Source organism: Streptomyces sp. GESEQ-35, assembly GCF_017948485.1.
Taxonomy (GTDB): domain Bacteria; phylum Actinomycetota; class Actinomycetes; order Streptomycetales; family Streptomycetaceae; genus Streptomyces.
The window spans coordinates 48431-73323 of sequence record NZ_JAFFSX010000004.1; the positions used below are offsets into that span (position 1 = coordinate 48431).

A 24893-nucleotide genomic window follows, 5' to 3' on the forward strand; every position below is an offset into this window, starting at 1 on the left:
AGGGCGATCCGGCCGGGTCAGCCGTTGTACGGCTCGGCCTTGAGGATGGTCACGGAGGCCAGCTTGCCGTTCGGCAGCTCGTACTCCGCGTCCTCGCCGACCTTGTGGCCGATCACGCCGGAACCCAGCGGAGACTGCGGGGAGTACGTCTCGATGGCGGCGCTCGCGTACTCGCGCGAGGCGAGCAGGAAGGTCGTCGTGTCGTCCTCGTCGCCGTCGAAGGCGATCGTCACGACCATGCCGGGGGCCACCGCACCGTCCGCCGATGCCGGCGCCTCGCCGACCTTGGCGTTCTCCAGGAGCTGGGTCAGCTGGCGCACACGGAGCTCCTGCTTGCCCTGCTCCTCCTTGGCCGCGTGGTACCCGCCGTTCTCACGCAGGTCGCCCTCCTCGCGCGCGGCCGCGATCTTGGCGGCGATCTCCGTGCGCGCAGGACCAGACAGGTACTCCAGCTCGGCCCTCAGCTGGTTGTACGCCTCCTGGGTCAGCCAGGTGACGTTCTCGCTGGTCTGGGTCACAGGTGCTCCTCGTAGGTACTGGGAATACAAAGCATCGCCCTACCCAGAAGAATGTTCCTTCTCGGAGGGGCGAAACCACGAGCCTAACAATTCAGCGGCGGAAGGGGGAGGACATAAGGCATCAGAATCACGTCAACGCAGGTCAGCCTCTACGTATTGAGAGTGACCTCAGTCGGAGTGGCAGCCCAGAAGCTCCGCGGTCGTGCCCTGCGACGTGGTACGGAGCGTGACGACCTTGTCGATGCGCGTGGCGTCCCCGTCGAAGTGGAAGTCCGCCCGGCCGACCTCGGCACCGTTCTCCGCCTGGGAGCGCACGGTGCAGTAGCCGCCGACGCCGGCGTCCTTGTGCACCTCAAGGTGCACCTGCACCGTGTTCTTCGTGTGGTCGAACTCGATCACTTCGGCACTGATCTTGTTCTGGCCGACGTAGTAGTAGGCGAAATACCCGATCAGGGCGACCAGCGCCGCCCCCAGCACCAGGGCGGCGACTCTGAGCTTGCGGTCGGCACGCTCGTCCGAGGAGCGGCCGTAACGGCCCTCGGGCAGCTGCGTGCTCGCCGTACTCATGATCGTCCTCTCGGCATCGGAATTATTCGCCCCCCGATTCGGTCACTATAGAAGCCGCCGATTGCGCCCCCTGCACCGGGCGCCGATTGACCTGAGGATTGAGTCTTGACTGACCAGCTGCGACTGATGGCCGTTCACGCCCACCCCGACGACGAGTCGAGCAAGGGCGCGGCCACCATGGCCAAGTACGTGTCCGAGGGGGTGGACGTGCTGGTCGTGACCTGCACGGGCGGGGAGCGCGGCTCCATCCTCAATCCGAAGCTCCAGGGCGACAAGTACATCGAGGAGCACATCCACGAGGTACGCAAGAAGGAGATGGACGAGGCCCGGGAGATCCTCGGCGTGCGGCAGGAGTGGCTCGGCTTCGTCGACTCGGGCCTGCCCGAGGGCGACCCGCTGCCTCCCCTCCCCGAGGGCTGCTTCGCCCTGGAGGACGTCGACAAGGCGGCCGGCGAGCTGGTGAAGCAGATCCGCTCGTTCCGTCCGCAGGCCATCACGACGTACGACGAGAACGGCGGCTACCCGCACCCCGACCACATCATGACCCACAAGATCTCGATGGTGGCCTTCGAGGGTGCGGCGGACACCGAGAAGTACCCGGAGCAGGAGTTCGGACCGGCGTACCAGCCGCTGAAGCTCTACTACAACCAGGGCTTCAACCGCGCGCGCACCGAGGCACTGCACCACGCGCTGACCGAGCGCGGCCTGGAGTCGCCGTACGGGGACTGGCTCAAGCGCTGGGAAGACTCGCCGATGAAGGACCGCACGCTCACCACGCACGTGCCGTGCGCCGAGTTCTACGAGATCCGCGACAAGGCGCTCATCGCGCACGCCACGCAGATCGACCCCGACGGCGGCTGGTTCAAGGTCCCGCTGGATCTCCAGAAGGAGGTCTGGCCGACCGAGGAGTACGAGCTCGCGAGGTCCTTCGTCGATACCTCCCTCCCCGAGGACGACCTCTTCGCGGGCATCCGCGACAATGCCTGACATGAGCGCAAGCGCAAGCCAGGCAATGACACACCTCGCCACCCTCGCCGCCGAGGTCGACGAGGACAAGGTCACCCCCGGCGTCCTCGGGTTCATCGTCTTCGCGGCGATGGCCCTGGCGGTGTGGGCCCTGATGAAGTCGATGACCCGCCATATGGGCCGGGTCGACTTCAAGGAGCCCGGGGGATCGGGGGCCGCGGACGCCGATTCCGAGGCCGCGGCCGACCCCAAGGCCAAGCAGCAGGGCTGACGTCACGGGCGGTGCGGGTGCGCTCCGCGGAAGTGGCGAGACCGGCCGTCGAGCGTGTGCCGGTCCGTTGTGGCCGGTCGCGCAGTTCCCCGCGCCCCTTTGGGGCGCTGCCGGAACCGCTGGGTCGGAGGAATCGGCGCTTGCCGAACCGCGTGTGCGGACGGCTCCTCAGCCCCGCCCCGCCGCGGCCACCGCCACCCCCATCACCTCGCGCGCATGCCTCCCCGGCACCATCCCCAACCGCCAGGCCTGCCACCCGGCTTCGAGGTTCACGCCCCGCTCCAGGAGCAGCGCGTACGCCTCGACGTAGTCGTCCAGCTTCGCGTCACGGGCCGCATGCGCCGACCGCGACAGCTGGGCCAGCTCCTCCTGGGCCACGGCCGTGCCGACGTCCACGCCGCCCGGAGCCGCGTACGGCAGCAGTGTGCAGCGCAGGAAGCGGGCCCAGTCCTCGCCGCGGCGGTCGCCGTACGACGTGAACAGCCCCACGGCCTCGTCGCACAGGGCAAGGGCCTGCTGGGTACGGGAGTTACCCGCGTCCACCACCGCCAGCTCCAGACAGGTCCACGCCTCGCCGTGTGCGACGCCGATGCGCTGGAAGTCGGCGCGGGCGTCGACCAGAAGCTGGCGGGCGAAGCCCGAGTTGCGCAACGAACCCGTCTGGGCGGCCCGTTGGTCCCGGGTCGCCCGTGCCGAGTGGTGGCGGGCGCAGGCGAGCCCGTACACGTCCCGCATCCGCGAGAACATCGTCCGGGAGCGCTCCAGCTCGCGGACCGACAGGTCCAGGTTGCCCGTCTCCTCCAGGGCCTGGCCGAGGTAGTACACCGACCACGCCTCACCCCGCGCGTCCTCGTTGTCCCGGTGCCGTGCCGCCGCCTGGCGCAGGCCGTCCACCGCCTGGGACGGGTCGCCGGCGACGAGGCGGGCGCGGGCCAGCTGGGTCAGGGCCCAGGCCTCGCCGCGGGCGTCGCGGGTGCGGGCGTAGAGATCGAGGGCCGTACGGAGCTCCGACTCCGCGCGCGGTACGTCGCCCATGCGCAGCGCCAGTTGGCCGAGCTGGAAGTGGGCCCACGCCTCGCCGTGCACCGACTCGCCCGCGCGGTGCAGGACGAGGGATTCATTGAGAAGCTCCAGGGCCTCGGACAGATGCGCCCGGTCCCGTTCCACCGCGGCCAGCGCGTGCATCGTCCAGGCCCGGTCCGTCGCCAGCTCGGCAGAGGCCTGGAGGTCCAGCGCCTCCTGGAGTTTGCCCGCGGCATCGGTGAGATTGCCCTGGTGATGGAGGGTGATGCCCAGCGAACACAGGGCGCGGGCCGCGCCCGCGTCGTGCTGCGCCTCCATATAGAGGTCGACCACCGAGGCGAGGGTGGTGCGCGCCTTGTCCAGCTCGCCCAGCTGGCGGGCCGCGATACCCGTACGCCACTGCACCGACCGCACCAGCAGGCCCTGGTCGACCGCCTGCGCCAGCTCGCTGATCTCACCCAGGCGATAGAGGTCGCCGCGCAGCAGGCAGTAGTCGCACAGGGCGCCCAGCAGATTGAGCACCGCCGCCTGGTTGACGCCCTCCGCCTGCCTCAGGGCCGCCGTGATGAAGCTCGACTCGTCGTCCAGCCAGCGCAGCGCCTCGTCGAGGGACGTGAAGCCGTGCGGGCTGAAGCGGTCCGAGCGGGTCGACATGTTGCCGTCGACCAGGCGCAGCACCGATTCGGCCAGGTCGGCGTAGTTCACGATCAGGCGTTCCTGAGCCGCCGTACGCTCCGCGGGCTCCTCCTCGTCCAGGAGCCGGGCATGGGAGAAGGCGCGGACCAGGTCGTGCAGGCGGTAACGGTTGCCGCGTACGTGGTCGATGAGGCCCGCGTCGGAAAGGGTGACGAGGTGGCGGGTCGCCTCCGCCTCGTCCGTGGCCAGCAGCGCCGCGGCCGCCGCCGCGCCCAGGGAGGCCCGGCCCGCCAGCGCCAGTCGGCGCAGCAGACGGCGCGCCGCCTCGGGCTGGTCGGTGTAGCGCAGCCACAGCACCCGGTCGACCGGTTCCACCGGGCCGTACGCCGCCAGATCCGCCGCCAGCGCACGCGGTGAGCGCGGGCCGAGCGAGGAGCCCGCGACACGCAGCGCCAGCGGCAGTCCGCCGCACAACTCCCGGATCCGGTCGGCGGATTCGGCGTCGTACGGGCCCGAGGCGTCCTGTGCCGTCGCGTCCAGCAGCTCCTCCGCGCCCGCCGCGTCCAGCGCCTCGACCGGCAGCTGGTGCACCCAGGCCGGCAGGTCGGCGGGCAGGTCGAGGGACTTGCGGGCGGTGACCAGGACCAGGCTGTCGGAGCGCTCGGGGATCAGCGTGCGGACCTGTTCGGGATCCGAGGCGTCGTCCAGGATCACCGTGACGGGCAGGCCGGTCAGATGCTGGTGGTACAGCTCGGTCAGCCGCTTGAGGTGCTGGTCGGGGGAGGAGCGCTCCCGGAACAGCAACTGCTCACGCGGCGCGCCGAGACGATTCAGCAGATGCAGCAGGGCGTCCCGGGTGGACAGCGGCGGCTCCTCCGCGGTGTCGCCGCGCAGGTCCACCACGCAGGCGCCGCGGAACTGGTCCTTCAGGTCGTGGGCCGCGCGGATCGCGAGTGCGCTACGGCCGCTGCCGGGCGCCCCGTGCAGCACGACCACCGTCGGCCGGGTCTGCGTACTCGCGCGGGCCGCCTGCACCCACTGCCGGATCCGCGCCATATCGGCCCGGCGGCCCGCGAACGGACCCACCGGCTCCGGCAGTTGACCGAAGGACTGCTCCAGCACACTGCGCCCGCGCGCCGCCGCGCTCTTGTCCGTGCCGCGCAGCTGAGGCACCTTCTTCTTCGGGCCGGTGGACGCGGTGATCACCCGCTGCTGGTCGAGCCACGGACGGATACCGCGCACCTCCAGCGCCGTCAGCCACTGCAACCGCAGTTGCTCGGGCCCGCCCGGCTGCCCGGCGGCGCCCGCGCGATGGTGCGCGGCGGGCAGATGCGACCCGGCGACCTTGACGACGGTGGCCGCCGCTCCGACGACCCCCACGGCCACTCCCGCGCCGATCGCCGTCCCCGTGTCGGTGCCGAGCACCAGGTCGGCCACCGCCGCGGCGACCGCGGCGACACCGGCCACCATCAGCGGCGTACCGCCGCCCTCCCGCGCATACCGCTGTCCGAACCCGATCCGCCCGGCCTCCGCCTCGTCCAACGCGCGCGTGTACGCCGCGTACTCCTCGGCGGCCTTCAGCGCCATGGCGTCCAACGCCCCGCGCGCCCGCGTCATCAGCACCTGACCGTCGGTACGCCCGCCCGAGCGCCGTACCTCTTCCTCCACGGCCCGAGCCAACAGCCGCTCGGCCTCCACCCGATGGCTGTCCCGCATGTCATGTCCCCCTCCGGCGGCAACAACGTTCTTGGTCAAGTGTGCTGCGGACCGGGCTCCCTGGGGAGAGGGCCGGGAGATCAAGCTCAGGTTGTGTGCTGTCCGGTGTTCCCCGGGTACTGCGGCAGGATGGATCCCATGCCGAACCGACTGGCCCATGAGACGTCCCCCTATCTCCTCCAGCACGCCGAGAACCCCGTCGACTGGTGGCCCTGGTCGGCCGAGGCCTTCGCGGAGGCCCGGGAGAACGGCAAACCGGTCCTGCTCAGCGTCGGGTATTCGAGCTGTCACTGGTGTCATGTCATGGCTCACGAGTCCTTCGAGGACCAGGAGACCGCCGCCTACCTGAACACCCACTTCGTCAACATCAAGGTCGACCGCGAAGAGCGCCCCGACGTCGACGCCGTGTACATGGAAGCCGTCCAGGCGGCCACCGGTCAGGGTGGCTGGCCGATGACCGTGTTCCTCACCCCCGACGCCGAGCCCTTCTACTTCGGTACCTACTTCCCGCCCGCGCCGCGGCAGGGCATGCCCTCCTTCCGGCAGGTGCTGGAGGGGGTGCGCAGCGCCTGGGCCGACCGGCGGGACGAGGTGGGCGAGGTCGCCGGGAAGATCGTGCGGGATCTTGCCGGGCGGGAGATCTCCTACGGCGACACCGAGGCGCCCGGCGAGGCCGAGTTGGCGCAGGCGCTGCTGGGGCTGACCAGGGAGTACGACGCACAGCGCGGCGGGTTCGGCGGGGCGCCCAAGTTTCCGCCGTCCATGGCCATCGAGTTCCTGCTGCGCCACGCGGCCCGTACCGGTTCCGAGGGCGCGTTGCAGATGGCCGCCGACACCTGCGAGCGCATGGCGCGCGGCGGGATCTACGACCAGCTCGGCGGCGGCTTCGCCCGGTACTCCGTCGACCGGGAGTGGGTCGTGCCCCACTTTGAAAAGATGTTGTACGACAACGCGCTGCTCTGCCGCGTCTACGCCCACCTCTGGCGCGCCACCGGCTCCGAGTTGGCCCGTCGGGTCGCTCTCGAAACCGCCGACTTCATGGTGCGTGAACTCCGTACCAACGAGGGCGGGTTCGCCTCCGCGCTGGATGCCGACAGCGATGACGGGAGCGGTAAGCACGTCGAGGGTGCCTACTACGTCTGGACCGCCGACCAGCTCAGCGAGGTGCTCGGCGATGACGCCGAACTCGCTGCCCACTACTTCGGCGTGACCGAGGAGGGCACCTTCGAGCACGGCTCCTCCGTCCTCCAACTCCCGCAGCGCGAGGGTGTTTTCGACGCCGCGAAGGTCGACTCGATCAAGCAGCGGCTCCTTGAGGCGCGCGGGAACCGTCCCGCCCCCGGCCGTGACGACAAGGTGGTCGCCGCCTGGAACGGGCTCGCGATCGCCGCGCTCGCCGAGACCGGCGCCTACTTCGACCGCCCCGACCTGGTCGAGGCCGCGGTCGGCGCCGCCGATCTCCTCGTACGGCTGCATCTGGACGACCATGCGCAGATCGCCCGTACCAGCAAGGACGGGCGGGTCGGGGCGAATGCGGGGGTGTTGGAGGACTACGCGGATGTGGCCGAGGGCTTCCTCGCCCTCGCGTCCGTGACGGGGGAGGGGGTGTGGCTGGAGTTCGCCGGGTTCCTGCTCGACCATGTCCTTGCCCGGTTCGTCGACCCGGAGTCCGGCGCGCTCTTCGACACCGCCTCCGACGCCGAGCGGCTCATCCGCCGGCCGCAGGATCCGACCGACAACGCCGCGCCCTCCGGCTGGACCGCTGCCGCCGGTGCTCTGCTGAGCTATGCCGCCCAGACCGGCGCCGAGCCGCACCGCACCGCCGCCGAGCGGGCGTTGGGTGTCGTCAAGGCGCTCGGGCCGCGGGTGCCCCGGTTCATCGGGTGGGGGCTCGCTGTCGCCGAGGCTCTCCTGGACGGGCCGAAGGAGGTCGCCGTCGTGGGTCCGTCCCTCGACGACGAAGCCACAAGGGCCTTGTACCGTACGGCACTTCTGGGCACAGCCCCGGGTGCGGTCATCGCCGTCGGAACTCCGGAGAGTGATGAACTCCCCCTTCTGAAGGGCCGACCGCTCGTCCAGGGTGAACCGGCGGCATACGTCTGCCGTAACTTCACCTGTGACGCCCCGACGACCGATTCGGAGCGGTTGCGTGCCACGCTGAACGGCTGAATAAGGGGAAGATGGGCGTATTTCGGCGCACCCGAAATTGCGCACGCGTTCGTATGTGTCCCGCCGGCGGCCCCCCGCTCGGAAACAAGCTCTTTATCGACACAGCTCCTGGGCTTCACAATTCCCCCTTAACCTCTCCACAGTGACGCGGCGGGGGTGACTCACCGTCGCGACAGGGGGTTTGGGGATCTGGGGGGATCTGTTGCTGACGTATGTCTTCATCGCTGCCGTTTCACTGGCCTTGTTCTGGATGGCGGCCTTCACCTTGTGGTGGCAGATGCACGCGTGGCGTACGCCCGAAGTGCTGGCCTCCACCCGATTCAGCAGACCGGACGGTGGCGAGCACGGCTCGTTCTCGCTGCTGCTCCCGGCACGGCACGAGCAGGCCGTGCTGGACCACACCATCCAGCGGCTGCTGGAGTCCACGCACACCGACTTCGAGATCATCGTCATCGTCGGGCACGACGACCCGGAGACCACAGCGGTCGCCAACAGCGCCGCGGAGCGCGATCCGCGCGTCCGTGTCGTCGTCGACACCCACGAGAAGAAGAACAAGCCGAAGGCCATGAACACGGCGCTGCCGCACTGCCGCGGTGACATCGTCGGGGTCTTCGACGCGGAGGACCAGGTCCATCCGGAGCTGCTCGCCCATGTGGATCACGCCTTCCGGACGACCGGAGCGGATGTCGTCCAGGGCGGTGTCCAGCTCATCAACTTCCACTCCAGCTGGTACAGCCTGCGCAACTGCCTGGAGTACTTCTTCTGGTTCCGCTCCCGGCTCCATCTGCATGCGCAGAAGGGATTCATCCCGCTCGGTGGCAACACCGTCTTCGTGCGCACGCACGTTCTGCGGGAGGCCGACGGCTGGGATCCCGACTGCCTCGCCGAGGACTGCGACCTGGGGGTGCGGCTCTCCAGCGTCGGCAAGAAGGTCGTCGTCGCCTACGACTCCGACATGGTCACCAAGGAGGAGACCCCGGGCTCGCTGGTGTCGCTGCTGAAGCAGCGCACCCGCTGGAACCAGGGCTTCCTCCAGGTCTACCGGAAGCAGGACTGGAAGCAGCTCCCGGGCTTCCGGCAGCGGTTGCTCGCCCGCTACACGCTCATGACGCCGTTCATGCAGGCCTTCACCGGCGTCGTCATCCCGCTGAACGCGGCGATCGCGATCTTCCTCGATGTGCCGGTCGGCATCGCCTTCATCACCTTCCTGCCGGCCGTGACGGCATTCGTCACCTTCGTCTTCGAGGTCGTCGGACTGCACGACTTCGGCAAGCAGTACGGGCTACGCGTCCGCTTCGTCCACTACCTGAAGCTCGTCGTGGGCGGTCCCTTCTATCAGGTCCTCCTCGCCGGGGCCGCCGTCCGCGCCGTCTGGCGTGAGCAACGCGGCCGGAACGACTGGGAGTTGACGACTCATGTCGGCGCGCATCTCACCGAAGTGATCCGAGAGGACGTTCCTGCGTGACCTCCACTCTTCCCGCGGTGACCACCCCTACGGTCCCCGCGCAGCGGCAGCCTGCGCCTCACGCCGGTTCGACCGGTCGAACAACGTCGCCGAAGAGGCTGCGTTCCTCCCGTCCCGACCTCCTCCTGTGCGGTGTCCTCCTGGTGGCGATCCTCGTCGTCCAGGGCTGGAACATCGCCGACTACCCGACGCTCAGCGACGACGAGGGCACCTATCTCGCCCAGGCCTGGGCGGTCCAGCAGGGCGAGGGCATGGCCCACTACACGTACTGGTACGACCACCCGCCCTTGGGCTGGATGCAGATAGCCCTGCTCACCTGGATACCGTCCGCGCTCAGCCCCGAGTCGATGACGGTCGGCTCGATGCGCGTGATGATGCTGCTGGTCAGCGCCGCCAGCGCGGTCCTCGTCTACGGCCTGGGCCGGCGTCTGTCCCTGCCGCGCTGGGCCGCCGCACTCGGCATGGCCCTGTTCGGCCTCTCGCCGCTGTCCGTCGTCCTCCAGCGCGAGATCTTCCTCGACAACCTCGCGGTCATGTGGACGCTCCTCGCGTTCTTCCTCGCCGCCTCCCCGAGCCGTCACCTCTGGCATCACTTCGGTGCGGGCATCGCCGCCGCCACGGCGGTGCTCACCAAGGAGACGATGCTCGTCGTCCTGCCCGCGCTGTTCATCACCATGTGGCGGCACAGCCACCGGGACACCAGGAAGTTCGCCCTCACGGGCGCCGTCACGGCCTGCACCCTGATCGGCTTCGCCTACCCGCTGTTCGCCCTCCTCAAGGGCGAGCTGCTCCCGGGCAGCGGTCACGTCTCCCTCTGGGACGGCGTCAAGTACCAGATGACCAGACCCGGTTCGGGCTTCATCCTGGACCAGGCGTCGGGCTCGTACGGCGTCCTTCAGTCCTGGCTCTACTACGACCGTGTCCTGCCCCTCGGCGGACTCGCCGGCGCCCTGCTCCTGCTGGCCACCTGGCGCTGGTCGGTCACCGCCCGAGCCCTCGCCGGACCGGCGCTCACCGTGGGGATCCTCGCCCTGCTCGCCCTGCGCCCGAACGGCTATCTGCCCGCGATGTACGTCATCCAGGCCCTGCCCTTCCTCGCCCTGGTCCTCGCCGGAGGCACCGCGAGCGTCACCCACGCCGTACTGCGCAGATGGCGGCTGCCGGACGAGAAGCGGTATCTGACCAGGGGCCGGTACGCCCTCGCCGTCGTCCTCGCGCTCGCCGCCGGCGCCTATGTCGTACCGCGCTGGTACGACGGTGACCGCACCGCCGTCACCGCCGACGCCAACGCGCCCTACCGGGCCGCCTCGAAGTGGCTCGGCAGTGAGGTGGCGGATCCCGAGGACACCCGGGTACTCGTCGACGACGCGCTCTGGCTGGACCTGGTGCACGCCGGGTACGAGCCCGGGCTCGGCGTCATCTGGTTCTACAAGGCCGACCTCGACCCGGCGGTGACGAAGACGATCCCGCGGGGCTGGCGGGACATCGACTACGTCGTGGCCTCGCCGACGGTACGGCGTGACGCGGTCGACCTGCCCAACGTCAAGGCAGCCATCCAGCACTCCACGCCGGTCGCCGTCTTCGGCACCGGCGAGGACCGCATCGAGATCCGGCAGATCCAGACCGCGGGAGGAGTCCGATGAGCCAGGAGTACACCGCACCCGTACCGGACCTGGAGACCACCGCGAGTGAGCCGAAGGGGCGCGTCGGTGTCGAGAGAGCATGGGGGTCCCCCCGCTCGAGCGAAGCCGAGAGTGGGGGAGCGCGGAGGCCCGAAGGGTCGAGCACGGTCGGGCTCTCGACACCGACTGGAGCGCCCCGGAGGCGAACCGCGGAAATAAAGGGGGCGGTCCCCGAACCGGGCGCCGTCACCATCGTCGTACCGACCTTCAACGAGTCGGAGAACGTACGGGAGTTGCTGCACCAGATCACCGAGTCGGTGCCGTCCCGGCTGCCCTGTGAGGTCGTCTTCGTGGACGACTCCACCGACGACACCCCCGAGGTGGTCAGGGAGGCGGCGCGGGACTGTCCGTTCCCGGTGACCGTGCTGCACCGCCAGGAGCCGGTCGGCGGGCTCGGCGGTGCGGTCGTCGAGGGCATCAAGGCCGCCACCTCGGACTGGATCGTCGTCATGGACGGCGACTGCCAGCATCCGCCGTCCCTGGTACCGGAGTTGGTGGCCACCGGCGAGCGGTCCAACGCCGGTCTCGTCGTCGCCTCCCGGTACATCAAGGGCGGCAGCAGAGCCGGGCTCGCGGGCAGCTATCGCGTGGCCGTGTCCAGAGGGGCGACCTGGCTGACCAAGTCCCTCTTCCCGCGCAGGCTGCACGGCATCAGCGACCCGATGAGCGGCTTCTTCGCGATCCGGCGGAGCGTCGTCACGGCCGACGTCCTCCAGCCCCTCGGCTACAAGATCCTCCTCGAACTCGCCGTCCGCAGCCGTCCGCGCGAGGTCTCCGAGGTGCCCTTCGTCTTCCAGGACCGGTTCGCGGGGGAGTCCAAGTCGACCGCGCAGGAGGGCTTCCGTTTCCTGCGCCACCTCGTCGGCCTGCGCTCCGCCTCGCCGGTCGCGCGGATGGTCGGCTTCGGGCTGATCGGCGCGACCGGTTTCGTCCCGAACCTGCTCGGCCTGTACGTCCTCACCACCCTCGGTATGCACTACCTCCCCGCCGAGATCGTCGCCAACCAGCTCGGCGTCGCCTGGAACTTCCTGCTCATCGAGCATCTGCTGTTCCGCGACCGCCGCCGGCACCGGCGCCTGTGGGACCGCGCCGGACGGTTCGCGCTGCTCGCCAACGCCGACCTGGTGCTGCGCATCCCGCTGATCGCGCTGTTCGTGCACCGGTTCGGGATGGGCGCCCTGTCCGCCACCGCGCTCGCGCTGGTGACGACGTTCGTCCTGCGCTTCGTCGGGACCGAAGCGCTGGTCTATCTGCCACGCAGGAGCCGCACAGCAAGGAGCACTGCATGAGAGCCGGACGAAGATCGGCCCTGTTGGCCGTCGCGGGCCTCACCGCGGGCCTGCTGCTCAGCACACCCCAACCCGCCTCCGCCGCCAACCTCGTCAAGAACCCCGGCTTCGAGACGGCCGGCAGTGACGACATGCCCTACTGCTGGAAGAAGTCCGGCTGGGGCGACAACGACTTCACCTTCGAGACGACGACGGACGCCCACAGCGGCTCCAAGGCGATGAAGGTGTCGCTCACCCGCCGCGTCGACGGCGACCGCAAGGCGCTGATCACGGAGTCGGCGGAGTGCGCGCCGGTGGTCACCGAGGGCAGGCAGTACGACCTCGGCCTCTGGTACAAGACCACGACACCCGACGCGTCGCTCACCCTCTTCCGTCATGACACCACGGCCGGCTGGCAGTACTGGGCCGACCTCAAGACCTTGGAGATGGCGGGCGGTTGGACGGAGGCGACGGTGCGTACACCCGAGGTCCCGGCCGGTACCGACCGCATCAGCTGGGGCGTCTCCGTCTACGGCACCGGTTCCGCGACCACCGACGACTACACGATGGAGCAGGTCGCCGACCCGGTCCCGGACCCGGTGTGCACGGGCACGCCCGAGGAGTGCGCCAACGGCCGCTGGGACGTCCTGCCCACCCGGAACCCGGTCCGCTCCATGCACTCCGTCGTCCTCCACAACGGCAAGGTGCTGCTGATCGCGGGTTCCGGCAACGACGAGTCGATGTTCGAGGCGGGCACGTTCACCTCGGCCGTGTACGACCCGGTGAACGGTACCTACAAGGTCATCCCCACGCCGAAGGACATGTTCTGCGCCGGTCATGTCCAGCTCCAGGACGGGCGCGTGCTGGTGATGAGCGGCAACAAGGCGTACCCGGTCGCCGGGGGACATGGCTACGAGGGGTACAAGGACTCGTACGTCTTCGACCCGGTGACCGAGACGTACACCAAGACGAACGACATGAACGACGGTCACTGGTACCCGTCGGCGACCGCGCTCGGCAACGGTGACGTCATCTCGTTCGGTGGTCTGCGCGAGGATTCGACCGGCTCGGTGACCGCCGAGCTGTGGTCGGACGCGGAGCAGCAGTGGCTGCCGACGTGGAGGGTCAACCAGACCTGGTCGTACTGGGGGCTGTACCCGTCGATGATCCTGATGCAGGACGGGCGGCTCTTCTACTCGGGCAGCCATGTCTTCGGCAACAACATCCCCGGCACGGGTTCGGCGATCTACGACTACTCCGCCAACACGGTCACTCAGGTCCCGGGCCTGCAGAACAAGGACGAGCGGGACCAGTCGGCGAGCGTGCTGCTGCCCCCGGCGCAGGACCAGAAGGTGCTCACCCTCGGCGGCGGCAACATCGACTCCAACCCCGACGCCAACCGGCTGACCGACGTCATCGACCTGAAGTCCGCCAACCCGTCGTACGTCGCCGGGCCGCCGATCCCGCAGGGCACCGTCGACCTCGGCAACGGTCCGGTGGCCCAGACCGGGGGCCAGGGCAAGATGTACGTCTCCGCCGTACTCCTGCCCGACGGCAAGGTCCTGGAGACGGGCGGCGCGCTGCACAACCGGGCCGACCCGGTCTACGAGTCGTCGATCTACGACCCGGCGACGGGGACCTTCGACCCGGTGGCCGCCGACCCTCAGGCCCGCGGCTACCACTCGTCGGCGTTCCTGCTGCCCGACGGCCGGGTGATGACGACCGGCGACAACCCGGGCAACGGCACCTGGAACCACAACGTGTCGATCTACACGCCGCCCTATCTCCTCAAGGGCGAGCGCCCGGCGATCACTTCGGTGATCGACACCGAGTGGACGTACGGCGACACCCAGCGCATCACCGTCGACCGGCCCATCGCCAAGGCGGAGTTGATCCGCCCGGCCGCGGTGACGCACTCCTCCGACCCGAACCAGCGGTTCGTGGACCTGCCGCTGTCGGTGGACGGCAACAACGTCGACCTGAACGTGACGAGCAACCCCGACCTGGCGCCGCCCGGCTGGTACATGCTCTTCGCGGTCGACGCGAACGGGGTTCCGTCGGTGGCGAAGTGGGTGCATCTGCAAGGCCCTTCGGCGCTGAGCGCCACCGACGCCTCGGCGCACGTCCACTCCTTCGCCGACGACCTGTCCGGCAAGGTCACGGGGCCCGCCAAGAAGCGGACCTCGCAGCAGGTCAGCCCCACCGTCTCCGGCTGCGACCGGCACTACGGGTCGATCAACGTGTGCGTGCCGACCGCGTTCCCGGAGGAGGTGAAGAAGACGACGGCCGCCCGGTGCAGCTGGCTGAAGTCGAACGACTACGGCCGCCTGAAGGTCAACGGCAAGGACGACCCGCTGCGGCTGGACCGGAACGGGGACGGAATCGCCTGCGGCAAGAAGGATCTAACGAGGCGCTAAGCGCCCCAAAGGGGCGCGGGGAACTGCGCGACCAGCCACAGACGGCCCGCAGTTCCCCACTACCCTTGCGTCACCCGTGCGGGTTGGGTGCGGAGGAGCGACGCCATGTCCTCCAGGGAGATCGAACCGACGGGTCCCTCGGACTCCGCCTCGTCGGCCAGGCCCTTCAGCCAGACGTCCTCGGCTCGCTCGGCGAGTTCGTGCAACCGTCGGTACTCGTCGATGTCGATGACGTCCGCCAGGTGCTTGCGAACGTCGGCCATGGACTCGATCACGGGCTCCCTCATGTGCCTAATGTGGCAGATGCGTAACCACTCCTTGGGGGGTGGTGAGCGGCTTCAGGAGCTTTTCGGGGGCAGGCCGTGTTCGAAGACGTCCACCGCGCGGTCGACCAGGTCGGCGAGATCCTCCTGGTAGTCGTTCTCGGCCCAGTAGAGCGAGATCTCCGACAGGCCGCCGATGAGGCACATCGCGTACACGCGTACCTCCAGTTCGTCGGCGTCGCGGCCGGTGCGCTCCGCGATGACCCCGCGCAGGAGGCGGCCGGTGACGGACATGCTCTCGATCATGCGGGAGCGTACGGCCGGTACCTGGACCATCAGGTGTGCCCGCAGCCGGGTCGTCTCGGGCTCCTCGGCCCGCTCGAGCCCGATGGCCTTCTTGAGTACGTACCGCAGGGACTCCAGCCACGGCTCGTCCGCGGGCCGCAACCGGAGTTCCTCCTCCATCATCGTGTCGTACTCGTCCGTGAGGACGATGTCCTCCTTGGTCGGGAAGTAGCGGAAGACGGTCGACGGTGACACCTCGGCGCGGTCGGCGATCTGCTCGATCGTGGTGGCGTCGTAGCCCTGCTCCTGGATCAGCGCGTACGTCGCCGTGCGGATCGCCATCCGGGTCTTGATCTTCTTCCGCTCGCGGAGTCCCAGTTGGGGGCGGTCGGCGGGGGTGGAAGTGCGTGCGGCCGTCATGGAGTCATTGTCGGGCATCCACCTGGGGGACCTCCACGGGCGGGGCGGGCTCTTCCTCCACCCTGGGTGTGCCCGGCAGGAACGCGGCGGCCAGCAGCGCGGACACGAGGGCGGCGATCCCGCACACCAGCAGGACCAGGCCCATGCCGTGGACGTACGCGCCGTTCGCGGACGCGATGAGGTCGGCCGAGCCCGTCCGCTCGGCGACGACGTGCGCCGCGACCACCGACTCCCCGGCGGTGTCGGCCGCCTGCGCGGGCAGCCCGGTGACGTCGAGCCGGTCGCGGAAGGCGCCCGAGAGCAGGCTGCCGAGCAGCGCGATGCCGATCGCGGCGCCGACCTGGCGCAGCGTCATCAGCAGTCCGGAGCCGCTGCCGGCGCGGTCGCGGGGGAGCGTGCCGAGGGCGCCGTCCATCGCCGGGACCAGCGCGAAGCCGAAGCCGACGCCGGTGATGGAGAGCCACAGCGCGGTGAAGCCGTAGCCGGAGTCCACCGTCGTACGACTGCCGAGGAGCGCGGCGAAGGCCAGCACCACCATGCCCGCGCTCACCACTGCCCGCGCCCCGAACCGGGCGACGACCTGTTGCGCGGCCCGCGCGGCGACCAGGAGACCGCCCATCATCGGCAGCAGCCGGACCCCGGTGCCGAGGGCGTCGTGGCCGAGGACGGCCTGGAGGTACGGCGGCAGCACGAACAGCAGGCCGGACAGGACGAACATCACCAGCGTCGCGGCCAGGGTGTTGAAGAGGAAGCCGCGGTGGCCGAGCAGCGCCATGTCGAGCATCGGCCGCGCGGCCCGCCGTTCGCGCGCCACCAGCGCGGCGATCAGTATGAGGGCCCCGCCGGACATCCCGAGCACCAGCGGGTCGCCCCAGCCGCGCGTCGGGGCCTCGATGATCGCGTAGATGAGGGCGCCGAGCCCGGCCGCGGTGAGTGCGGTGGACACGACGTCGACCCTGGGGGAGGCGGGATCGCGGGTCTCGGGCAGCAGGAGGACGCAGGCGGCGATGCCGATCGCGGCCATCGGGACGTTGACGAGGAAGACCGAGCCCCACCAGAAGTGGTCCAGGAGCCAGCCGCCGATGATCGGCCCCAGCGGCAGGCCGAGCGCGGACGCGGCGGAGATGACGCCGATGGCCTTGGTGCGCTCGTCCGGACCGAACAGCGAGGGCAGCACGGACAGTGCGAGCGGCGTGACCAGCGCCGCGCCGACGCCCATGACCGCGCGGGCCACGATCACCCAGGTCACATCGCCGGCCAGGGCGCCCATGACCGATCCGGCCAGGAAGATCCCGAGCCCGGTGATCAGCATCTGCCGCCGCCCGAACCGGTCGCCGAGCAGTCCGGCCGGGAGCATCAGCGCGGCGAAGACGACGACGTACGAGTCGGCCATCCACTGCTGCTCGCCGGTGGTGGCGCCGAGGTCGCCGGCCATCGTCGGCAGCGCCACGTTCAGGATCGTCATGTCGAAGCCGAGCGTGAGCATGCTCGCGACCAGGGCGCCGAGGGCCCACCAACGGCGTGGATCGCGGTGCACGCCTTCGCTATGAGTGACAGTAACCATGAAATGAGAGTAACTCTCAAAAGGTGGTTAGTGTCAATGGATGCCGGTGTGCGGGCATGAAAAATGGCCGCGGCTTTGAAGCCGCGGCCACCGGAATGAGCTCCCCGAAGGGCTATGCGTGCTGGTACGCCACCAGTGAGATCCCCACGTAGTGCACGACGAACGCCGCCAGCGTCAAGGAGTGGAAGACCTCGTGGAAGCCGAACCACCGGGGTGACGGGTTGGGCCGCTTGATGCCGTAGATCACGCCGCCCGCGCTGTAGAGGAGGCCGCCCACGATCACCAGGACCAGCACGGCGATGCCGCCGGTGCGCATGAAGTCCGGGAGGAAGAAGACGGCCGCCCAGCCCATCGCGATATAGCAGGGGGTGTAGAGCCAGCGCGGGGCGCCGACCCAGAACACCCGGAAGAGGATGCCCGCGAGCGCGGCCGCCCAGATGCCCCACAGCAGCACCTGCCCCTTGGCCCCGGGGAGCAGGAGCATCGTCAGCGGGGTGTAGGTGCCGGCGATGATCAGGAAGATGTTGGCGTGATCCAGCCGGCGCAGGATGCCGTCCATCTGGGGGCTCCAGTTGCCCCGGTGGTAGACCGCGCTGACTCCGAACAGCAGGCAGGCCGTCAGGACGTAGATCCCGCAGGCGACGCGGCCTCTCGGCGAGTCGGCGAGGGCGGTGAGCACCAGGCCTGCGACGAGTACGGCCGGAAACATGCCGAGATGCAGCCAGCCCCGGAGCTTGGGCTTGATCGGATGCGGCAGTGCGAGCGCGTGAGGACGGCGGCCGGCGGTCGGCTCGTCCAAGGGCGCGTCGGAGGCGGACGCAGTCATGCGGGGCATCGTACCTACGTAACCGTAAGTTACGCGTCAGTCTCCTTGGATGACCGGCGCAGAGTGGCCATCGTCTCACGGCAGTTGGCGGCTCCCGTGTGGCTGGTCACGCAAAGAGACGGTCAGCTGAACCCAACGTGCACACAAAGAGACGGGTTCAAGCGTGGCGATGCTCACTCCGCTCACCTGTGACGCCCTCTGGACAGATGGGCGCTCCCGTCGGATGATCAAATGAGTGCGGTCGGCACCGGATGAGCGCCAGGCAACCCGCTGGGACGCATCCGGGCCGCAGCCCCCACGGGGCCTCCAACCAAAAATCCCTCATCAAGGAGCAATCGTGGCGCGCGACATCGCGGCTCCCCCCGTCGTACCCACCAACCACAAAGAACTGGTCTCGTGGGTGAACGAGATCGCTGAACTGACCGAGCCGGACAGCGTGGTCTGGTGTGACGGATCCGAGGCCGAGTACGAGCGACTGTGCGAGGAGCTCGTGGCCAAGGGCACCTTCAAGAGGCTCGACCCGATCAAGCGCCCCAACTCGTACTACGCGGCCTCCGACCCGACCGATGTCGCCCGGGTCGAGGACCGCACCTTCATCTGCTCCGAGCAGGAACAGGACGCGGGCCCTACCAACCACTGGAAGGACCCCGCGGAGATGCGGGACATCTTCGCCGGGGAGAAGGGCCTGTTCCGCGGCTCGATGCGCGGCCGGACCATGTACGTCGTGCCCTTCTGCATGGGCCCGCTCGGCTCGCCGCTGTCCGCGCTCGGCGTCGAGATCACCGACTCGGCGTACGTCGCCGTCTCCATGCGCACGATGACCCGCATGGGGCAGCCCGTCCTCGACGAGCTGGGCTCCGAGGGCTTCTTCGTGAAGGCCGTCCACACGCTGGGCGCCCCGCTGGCCGAGGGGGAGGCGGACGTGGCCTGGCCGTGCAACCAGACCAAGTACATCTCCCACTTCCCGGAGTCCCGCGAGATCTGGTCCTACGGCTCCGGCTACGGCGGCAACGCCCTGCTCGGCAAGAAGTGCTACGCCCTGCGCATCGCCTCCGTCATGGCCCGCGACGAGGGCTGGCTCGCCGAGCACATGCTGATCCTGAAGCTCACCCCGCCGCAGGGTGAGTCGAAGTACGTCGCCGCGGCCTTCCCGTCCGCGTGCGGCAAGACGAACCTCGCGATGCTGGAGCCGACGATCTCCGGCTGGACGGTCGAGACGATCGGCGACGACATCGCGTGGATGCGGTTCGGCGAGGACGGGCGGCTCTACGCCATCAACCCCGAGGCCGGTTTCTTCGGCGTCGCGCCCGGCACCGGTGAGCACACCAACGCCAACGCGATGAAGACGCTGTGGGGCAACTCCGTCTTCACGAACGTCGCCCTCACCGACGACAACGACATCTGGTGGGAGGGCATGACGGAGGAGACCCCGGCCCACCTCACCGACTGGAAGGGCAACGACTGGACACCGAAGTCCGAGTCGCCCGCCGCCCACCCGAACGCCCGCTTCACCGTCCCCGCCGCGCAGTGCCCGATCATCGCGCCCGAGTGGGAGGACCCCAAGGGCGTGCCGATCTCCGCGATCCTCTTCGGCGGCCGGCGCGCCACCGCCGTACCGCTGGTGACGGAGTCCTTCGACTGGAACCACGGCGTCTTCCTCGGCGCGAACGTGGCCTCCGAGAAGACCGCCGCCGCCGAGGGCAAGGTCGGCGAGCTGCGCCGCGACCCCTTCGCCATGCTGCCGTTCTGCGGCTACAACATGGGCGACTACATGGGTCACTGGGTCGACGTCGCCAAGGACAAGGACAAGGCGAAGCTCCCGAAGATCTACTACGTCAACTGGTTCCGCAAGAACGACCAGGGCAAGTTCGTCTGGCCCGGCTTCGGTGAGAACAGCCGCGTCCTGAAGTGGATCGTGGAGCGGCTGGAGGGCAAGGCCGAGGGCGTCGAGACCGCGATCGGCATTCTGCCGACGAAGGACGCGCTCGACACGAAGGGTCTGGAACTGGCCGACGCTGACCTGGACTTCCTGCTCACCGTCGACAAGGAGGTCTGGCGCGAGGAGGCCGCCCTGGTCCCCGAGCACCTCAACACGTTCGGCGAGCACACGCCGAAGGAGCTGTGGGACGAGTACCGGGCGTTGGTTGAGCGCCTGGGGTAACTCCCCTCCCAGTTGTGAAGGCCGCGCACAATGGGGTGCGTGGCCTTCGCCGTTGGCGGGTGCGGGTGCGTTGTGGCTGGTCGCGCCGTTCCCCGCGCCCCTTCGGGGCGCTGCCGGACCGTAGCTTCGCCAGAACCGCCAGGGCCCCGCACAATGGCGTGCGGGGCCCGTGCCCCGTTAGGGGCGCGGGGAACTGCGCGACCAGCCCCCACCGGCCCGCGGCGAAAGAATGGCCCACCCAGCGGAGCTACCCGTTGCGGTCCTCCAGATAGCGGGTGAGCGACTCCTGTCGCCTTGCCTCCGTCTCGCGCAGGCTCGCGGCCAGTTCCTCCGCCTCCTCGTGCAGCAGCCTGAGCTGGCGCTCCAGGTGTCGTTCCGGTGGGTCCTGGCCCGGGGTGAGCCGGGTCCACCACCGGGTCCGTACGAACGTGTCGACCGCCTCGGGTATGTCCTGCCGTACGGCCCGGGACACCGCGTGCACGCCCTCCGGGTCCTGGGCGAGGACCTCGGTGACCCAGCCGGGATCCAGCAACGCGGTCAGCAGCTCGGTCAGTTCGGCGAGTCGGCCCGCGGCGGCGGGCGGCAGTTCTACGTCCGCGAGGTAGGCGGTGAGGCGTTCGAAGTCGGCCCGTATCTCGTCGAGCTGGGCCGACGGGTCCGGGAAGTCGGGCAGCGGCGGCCGCTCCGGCGGGGCGATCAGCGCGCCCGCCCCGTACAGGCCGGCGACGACCACGGGCCAGTACGGGCCCGCCACGCCCGCGAAGGTGAGCCCGAGGCCCAGCAGCCCGCACAGGCTGCCGGCGATGTTCTTGCGGGACTCGAGATAGCCGGTGAACCTACTGGTAGCCACGGATCTCCTCGAAGGCGCCGTCCAGCGAGCCCTGCTGGGCGTCGAAGAGACGGCCGCCGGTCAGCTCGGCGATGTGCTCCAGCTCGGAGCGGTCGGAGTCGCCGAAGAGGATGGGGAAGACGGGGATCTCCTTGCTGTCCCGGTCCAGTCCGGCGTAGAAGGCGTCGAACTCCGCAGCCTTGGCGCCGGTCGTGTTCTCGCCGTCCGTCATCAGCACGATCGACGTGAACGTGTCGCGGTCGGTGCCCAGATGGTCGTACGCCTTCTCCAGCGAGGTGAAGATCGCGGTGTCGCCCTCGGCGGTGAGCGTCCCGGTGTCCTGCCGGATCGCGTCGAGCCCGATCTGCGGGTCGGCCGGCTCGACGACGTGGGTGCGCACGCTCTTCACGTCGGACCCGAAGGGCATGAGGGTGACTTCCTCGCGCTCCCGGAAGTCGCCGGTCAGAGCGGCGAGGGCCTGCTTCAGATCGGCGAGCCGGTCGCCCTCCATCGAGCCCGAGGTGTCGAGGACGTAGACGGTCCTGGACGGGCGGCGCAGCTCGTTCTCGTACGAGTCGAGCAGTCCGTCGGCGACGGAACGGCTGCCGGGGAAGGGCAGTTCGCGCCGCCGGTCGGTGTCGAGCCCGGCAGCGGGCCGGACGGAGGGGACGACGGGCCGACGGTGGGTGCGCTCGGTGATCGCGCGCTGGATCTCCGGGGTGCGCAGGGCCTCGGTGAGACGCCGGACGTTCTCCCGGGTCTCGCTGTTCGTGGCCGCGAGCGAGGAGAGCGGGTAGTCGGCGGTGACCACGCCGTCACGCGGGCGGATCACGGTCAGGCCCGGGATGCCCTTGAGGACGGACTCGTAGTTGAGGAGCGCGTCGACGTTCCCGCGCCGGTCGTACGCCGCCGCCAGCCAGCCCGACGAACCCGAGGTCAGCTTCTGCCCCTTGAAGAACTCCTTCAGCCGCGGAGTCGCCTGGGTGACATCCGCGTCGGTGAGGGCCGACTGGGCGCCGGAGAGCGCCGAGGCGACGGAGACGAGTGTCGAGAAGCCGGAGTTGGAGCGGGCCGGGTCGGTCATGCCGTACGTCAGTTTCCCGTCCTGCACGGCCTGCTCGACCTGGGACCAGGTGACGTCCTGGGGCTTCCAGCCGAGCTCCTTGACGGTCGCGGTCTTCACGCCGATGGCCACCGGGCTCGACATGACGGGCGTCTCGGACACGACCTTCTTCGCCGCGTCGGGTCGTAGCCGCAGATAGTCGTTGGAGGACAGCCACAGCGCGTCGAACTGGCCGTCCGCCTTCCCCTTCGCCAGCAGATCCACGGCGTCCAGGGTGCCCATGTAGGTCGGCCGGACCTTGATGCCGGTGTCCTTCTCGACCTGGGCGAGGACCGGAGTCATGTCGCTCAGCTCGCTGGAGGCGAGGACGCGGAGGGTGCCCGGCTCGGCGGATCCGGGGACGCCGGGCGTCGGGAAGTCCGTCTGCTCTCCCTGTGCCGTGCAGGCGGTGAGCAGGGCGACGGCCACCAGGGTGACAAGCGCGCCTCGTCTCATCCGAGGCCCCCTTCCAGCGCGCCCTGCGAGCGGCTGCGCTCCAAATAGGCGCTGGCGTGCTGGAGTTCGGAGGTCAGGGACTCCACGGTCGACGCCATCACCTCGGTGGCCTGCACCTTGTAGGTGTCGATGGCGTCGAGGGTGCGGTAGATCTGCTGGAAGGCGCTGCGCAGCGTCTCGGCGCCGACGGCCGGGTCGGCGGCGATCCGCTGGATCTCCCCGCTCTGCGTGGCGAGCATCTCCGCGTTGCCCCGGATGAGGTCCTCGGTGGTGCCGCGCAACGCGTTGACCTGGTCGACGACCTTCTTCTGGTTGTCGAGCGCCGAGGCGAGCATGACGGATATGCGCAGCGCCGAGACGGTGGTCGTGGCCGCCCGGTCGACGCCCTTGATCAGCTCCTCGTTGTTGCGTCGTACGACGTCCATGGCGAGGTAGCCCTGCGCGCACACCGCGAGCTGGGTGAGCAGGTCCTGGTGCTTCTGCCGGACGGGGAAGAGCACGTCGGCGCGGAGACTGTCGGCCGCTTGCGGATCGGCGGTTTCCACACCGCCGATGTGCTGCTCGACGGCGGTGTCCAGCGCCTGGGTGAGGACGACGTACTCCTGGAGCTTGCCCATCGTCTCCCACAGGCGGACGCGCTCGGTCTGCAACGCGGCGTTGTCGCGGCGCAGTTCGTCCTGTCCGCCGCGCAGCGAGCCCACGATCTTGTTCAACGTGGTCTGCGAGGAGGCGTACTTGGCGACGTGGTCGCGCAGCTTGTTGCCGCCGGGCAGTCGGGACAGGAACTTGCGTCCCTTGCTCGCGGGCAGGTCACGCGGGTCCAGGTCCTCCACCACCCGCCGCAGCTCCACGAGGGAGCCCGCCACCTGCGACTGGGCGTCGCCGCCCTTGTCCGGGAGGCTGCGGACGGTGCGCTCCAGCATCCGGTTGGACTGTGCGGCGGCGCTGCGCATCTCTCCGGCGCCGAGGTTGGTGATCTCCCCGACCTTGCCGGCGAACTCCGGGGACCGGGCGTCGAGCGCGGCAAGGCCCTCGACATACCCGGCGGCCTTCTGCGCCATGTCGCCCCGCACACTGTCGTCGACGGGCACGAGCCCGCCGGCCTTCTCCCGGGGCACGGCGGCGACGGGTTCGGGCGGAGTGAGCGTGAAGTCGTTGTCGGTCATGTCCTGTTCCCCCTAGTTCCGGGCCCGGCGCGCCAACTCGTGCAGCACCGTGGAGGTGGGCACGGGCGCCTGCCGGACACCGGTCAGTTCCTGCTTGAGGTAGGTGGTGTCCGAGGCGAACTCGGTGGCCTCGCCCTGCGGGCGGAACCCGTGCCGGACCTCCAGCTTTCGCAGCTGCGGGTCCGTGGCGAGGAGTTCGGCGACCGCCTTGCCGTTGTCGGTGAGCGGTACGACGGTGTGGTCGCTGTTGACCGTGGTGTCCGGGTAGAGGACGACCAGGTCGTCCGGCTGCTGTCCCTCCGTCAGCAGGGCGGCGACCTGGGACTCGTAGACCACGACGAGCGGATTGCCGGCGCCGCTGACGAAGTCCCGGAAGACCGCGTCACTGCCGGCCTGCTGAGCACCCTGCACGCTGACCAGCTTGCGCAGCAGCGGGGCGGTGCGGTCGATCTCGGTGTCGGTGGCGACGACCTTGCCGCCGTTCTCGACGTAGGAGGCGGCGGCGAGGTAGAGGGCGCCGGAGTTGGAGGTCTCGGGGTCGGTGCTGGACAGGTAGAGAGTGCCCGTCAACTCTCCGTACTTCTCGGCTCCCTTGAGCTGTTGCCAGGTGCGGTCGGCGCGGGCGGCGTCCAGATAGTCGCCCATCCTCAGCGTGCCCCGGTGCGGCTCGTCCAGCGTGACGAGGCCGTTCGCCTTGAGCACCTCGGCGGCGTTCTTGTGCGCCACGACGACCAGAGGGGAGTAGAAGGGGCGCGGGAGGGTTCCCGACACCTTGTACTTCCCGGCCAGTTCGACGGCGGGCGCCTGGCTCGACGGCAGCGCGAAGTCGTACCCCTTGAGGTCGAGCCCTTCCATGGCCCAGGACCCGGAGGTCTCGGCCTGCACGGTGTAGCCCTCGGCGGCAAGGGCGTCCACCACCTCGGGATCGGCGAAGAACTCCGCCTTCTCCGACCCGATCATTGCGCGCACGGTCTTCGTTGCCGTGGCCTGGTCCTCACCTTGTCGGCCCGCTACGACGGCTGCCACCACTCCGCCGATCAGCAGAACCGCGAGGACTATCCCTGCGATACGTCTCACGCCGGGGAGAGTGCTCGCGGAATCCAACGTTCCCCGTCGCCTGGGA

At 69.6% G+C, this 24893-nt stretch carries 19 protein-coding genes; 8 read left to right on the forward strand and 11 right to left on the reverse strand.

The genetic code is table 11. The features are described 5' to 3' along the window. Nucleotides 1-17: 17 nt before the first annotated feature. The gene (gene greA / locus KCH87_RS09595) at nucleotides 18-518 is read right to left on the reverse strand and encodes a transcription elongation factor GreA (protein ID WP_210585531.1); all 501 of its coding nucleotides are present in this window, start codon (nucleotides 516-518) and stop codon (nucleotides 18-20) included. Between the two features lie 168 nt (nucleotides 519-686). Continuing rightward, a complete protein-coding gene (locus KCH87_RS09600; protein WP_210585532.1) occupies nucleotides 687-1085 on the reverse strand; it encodes a DUF4307 domain-containing protein in 399 nt (132 codons plus the stop codon). A 126-nt stretch (nucleotides 1086-1211) separates the two neighbouring features. Between KCH87_RS09600 and mca the strand changes: the two genes are divergently transcribed. Further along, entirely contained in the window at nucleotides 1212-2072 is an 861-nt protein-coding gene (mca, locus tag KCH87_RS09605) for a mycothiol conjugate amidase Mca (RefSeq protein WP_210585881.1), read from the forward strand. Further along, nucleotides 2065-2322 carry a hypothetical protein gene (locus tag KCH87_RS09610; RefSeq protein WP_210585533.1) on the forward strand — a complete coding sequence of 86 codons (258 nt, stop codon included), beginning with the start codon at nucleotides 2065-2067 and terminating at the stop codon, nucleotides 2320-2322. Before mca ends, KCH87_RS09610 begins: the two co-directional genes overlap by 8 nt. Nucleotides 2323-2490: 168 nt before the next feature. Here the strand turns inward: KCH87_RS09610 and KCH87_RS09615 are convergent, their stop codons facing one another. Then, a complete protein-coding gene (locus KCH87_RS09615; protein ID WP_210585534.1) occupies nucleotides 2491-5697 on the reverse strand; it encodes a tetratricopeptide repeat protein in 3207 nt (1068 codons plus the stop codon). 138 nt (nucleotides 5698-5835) lie between these two features. Here KCH87_RS09615 and KCH87_RS09620 point away from each other — a divergent pair, with 138 nt between their 5' ends. The 5 genes from KCH87_RS09620 to KCH87_RS09640 all read left to right on the forward strand — a co-directional run bounded on the left by KCH87_RS09620 (nucleotide 5836) and on the right by KCH87_RS09640 (nucleotide 14698). Further along, nucleotides 5836-7866 (forward strand): thioredoxin domain-containing protein, encoded by a 2031-nt coding sequence (locus KCH87_RS09620; RefSeq protein WP_210585535.1) that lies wholly within the window; start codon nucleotides 5836-5838, stop codon nucleotides 7864-7866. Between the two features lie 202 nt (nucleotides 7867-8068). Further along, on the forward strand, nucleotides 8069-9331 hold the full coding sequence (locus KCH87_RS09625; RefSeq protein ID WP_210585536.1) for a glycosyltransferase: 1263 nt from the start codon (nucleotides 8069-8071) through the stop codon (nucleotides 9329-9331). Beyond that, nucleotides 9328-10974 (forward strand): glycosyltransferase family 39 protein, encoded by a 1647-nt coding sequence (locus KCH87_RS09630; RefSeq protein ID WP_210585537.1) that lies wholly within the window; start codon nucleotides 9328-9330, stop codon nucleotides 10972-10974. Before KCH87_RS09625 ends, KCH87_RS09630 begins: the two co-directional genes overlap by 4 nt. After that, entirely contained in the window at nucleotides 10971-12302 is a 1332-nt protein-coding gene (locus KCH87_RS09635; protein WP_247196000.1) for a glycosyltransferase family 2 protein, read from the forward strand. Before KCH87_RS09630 ends, KCH87_RS09635 begins: the two co-directional genes overlap by 4 nt. Continuing rightward, nucleotides 12299-14698, forward strand: a complete 2400-nt coding sequence (locus tag KCH87_RS09640) for a galactose oxidase early set domain-containing protein (RefSeq protein ID WP_210585538.1) — start codon at nucleotides 12299-12301, stop codon at nucleotides 14696-14698. Before KCH87_RS09635 ends, KCH87_RS09640 begins: the two co-directional genes overlap by 4 nt. Nucleotides 14699-14757: 59 nt before the next feature. Here the strand turns inward: KCH87_RS09640 and KCH87_RS09645 are convergent, their stop codons facing one another. The 4 genes from KCH87_RS09645 to KCH87_RS09660 all read right to left on the reverse strand — a co-directional run bounded on the left by KCH87_RS09645 (nucleotide 14758) and on the right by KCH87_RS09660 (nucleotide 18056). After that, nucleotides 14758-14985 (reverse strand): prevent-host-death family protein, encoded by a 228-nt coding sequence (locus KCH87_RS09645; RefSeq protein WP_247196001.1) that lies wholly within the window; start codon nucleotides 14983-14985, stop codon nucleotides 14758-14760. Nucleotides 14986-15036: 51 nt separating this feature from the next. Further along, the gene (locus tag KCH87_RS09650; protein ID WP_210585539.1) at nucleotides 15037-15666 is read right to left on the reverse strand and encodes a TetR/AcrR family transcriptional regulator; all 630 of its coding nucleotides are present in this window, start codon (nucleotides 15664-15666) and stop codon (nucleotides 15037-15039) included. A gap of 4 nt (nucleotides 15667-15670) precedes the next feature. Beyond that, nucleotides 15671-17230 (reverse strand): DHA2 family efflux MFS transporter permease subunit, encoded by a 1560-nt coding sequence (locus tag KCH87_RS09655; RefSeq protein ID WP_210585540.1) that lies wholly within the window; start codon nucleotides 17228-17230, stop codon nucleotides 15671-15673. Between the two features lie 112 nt (nucleotides 17231-17342). Then, nucleotides 17343-18056 carry a hemolysin III family protein gene (locus tag KCH87_RS09660; protein WP_210585541.1) on the reverse strand — a complete coding sequence of 238 codons (714 nt, stop codon included), beginning with the start codon at nucleotides 18054-18056 and terminating at the stop codon, nucleotides 17343-17345. 337 nt (nucleotides 18057-18393) lie between these two features. On the opposite strand from KCH87_RS09660, the gene KCH87_RS09665 reads away from it, so the two are divergent. Then, on the forward strand, nucleotides 18394-20217 hold the full coding sequence (locus tag KCH87_RS09665; RefSeq protein ID WP_210585542.1) for a phosphoenolpyruvate carboxykinase (GTP): 1824 nt from the start codon (nucleotides 18394-18396) through the stop codon (nucleotides 20215-20217). Nucleotides 20218-20464: 247 nt separating this feature from the next. Here KCH87_RS09665 and KCH87_RS09670 read toward each other — a convergent pair whose 3' ends face one another. The 4 genes from KCH87_RS09670 to KCH87_RS09685 are packed head-to-tail and all read right to left on the reverse strand — an operon-like array spanning nucleotide 20465 to nucleotide 24847. Then, a complete protein-coding gene (locus KCH87_RS09670; protein WP_210585543.1) occupies nucleotides 20465-21067 on the reverse strand; it encodes a hypothetical protein in 603 nt (200 codons plus the stop codon). Then, entirely contained in the window at nucleotides 21054-22604 is a 1551-nt protein-coding gene (locus tag KCH87_RS09675; RefSeq protein ID WP_210585544.1) for a substrate-binding and VWA domain-containing protein, read from the reverse strand. The genes KCH87_RS09670 and KCH87_RS09675 overlap by 14 nt, the downstream gene beginning before the upstream one ends. Continuing rightward, nucleotides 22601-23770, reverse strand: coding sequence for a toxic anion resistance protein (locus tag KCH87_RS09680; protein WP_210585545.1), 1170 nt, complete (start codon nucleotides 23768-23770; stop codon nucleotides 22601-22603). The genes KCH87_RS09675 and KCH87_RS09680 overlap by 4 nt, the downstream gene beginning before the upstream one ends. 12 nt (nucleotides 23771-23782) lie before the next feature. Beyond that, the gene (locus KCH87_RS09685) at nucleotides 23783-24847 is read right to left on the reverse strand and encodes a hypothetical protein (RefSeq protein WP_210585546.1); all 1065 of its coding nucleotides are present in this window, start codon (nucleotides 24845-24847) and stop codon (nucleotides 23783-23785) included. Nucleotides 24848-24893 lie beyond the last annotated feature (46 nt).

Bases quoted from the DNA above. Each gene is read 5' to 3' on its own strand.
- KCH87_RS09660 (WP_210585541.1), bottom strand. From the start codon at position 18,056: ATGACTGCGTCCGCCTCCGACGCGCCCTTGGACGAGCCGACCGCCGGC.
- KCH87_RS09640 (WP_210585538.1), top strand. From the start codon at position 12,299: ATGAGAGCCGGACGAAGATCGGCCCTGTTGGCCGTCGCGGGCCTCACC.
- mca (WP_210585881.1), top strand. From the start codon at position 1,212: ATGGCCGTTCACGCCCACCCCGACGACGAGTCGAGCAAGGGCGCGGCC.
- KCH87_RS09610 (WP_210585533.1), top strand. From the start codon at position 2,065: ATGCCTGACATGAGCGCAAGCGCAAGCCAGGCAATGACACACCTCGCC.
- KCH87_RS09675 (WP_210585544.1), bottom strand. From the start codon at position 22,604: ATGAGACGAGGCGCGCTTGTCACCCTGGTGGCCGTCGCCCTGCTCACC.
- KCH87_RS09600 (WP_210585532.1), bottom strand. From the start codon at position 1,085: ATGAGTACGGCGAGCACGCAGCTGCCCGAGGGCCGTTACGGCCGCTCC.
- KCH87_RS09635 (WP_247196000.1), top strand. From the start codon at position 10,971: ATGAGCCAGGAGTACACCGCACCCGTACCGGACCTGGAGACCACCGCG.
- KCH87_RS09680 (WP_210585545.1), bottom strand. From the start codon at position 23,770: ATGACCGACAACGACTTCACGCTCACTCCGCCCGAACCCGTCGCCGCC.
- KCH87_RS09620 (WP_210585535.1), top strand. From the start codon at position 5,836: ATGCCGAACCGACTGGCCCATGAGACGTCCCCCTATCTCCTCCAGCAC.
- KCH87_RS09615 (WP_210585534.1), bottom strand. From the start codon at position 5,697: ATGCGGGACAGCCATCGGGTGGAGGCCGAGCGGCTGTTGGCTCGGGCC.
- KCH87_RS09645 (WP_247196001.1), bottom strand. From the start codon at position 14,985: ATGAGGGAGCCCGTGATCGAGTCCATGGCCGACGTTCGCAAGCACCTG.
- KCH87_RS09655 (WP_210585540.1), bottom strand. From the start codon at position 17,230: ATGGTTACTGTCACTCATAGCGAAGGCGTGCACCGCGATCCACGCCGT.
- KCH87_RS09650 (WP_210585539.1), bottom strand. From the start codon at position 15,666: ATGACGGCCGCACGCACTTCCACCCCCGCCGACCGCCCCCAACTGGGA.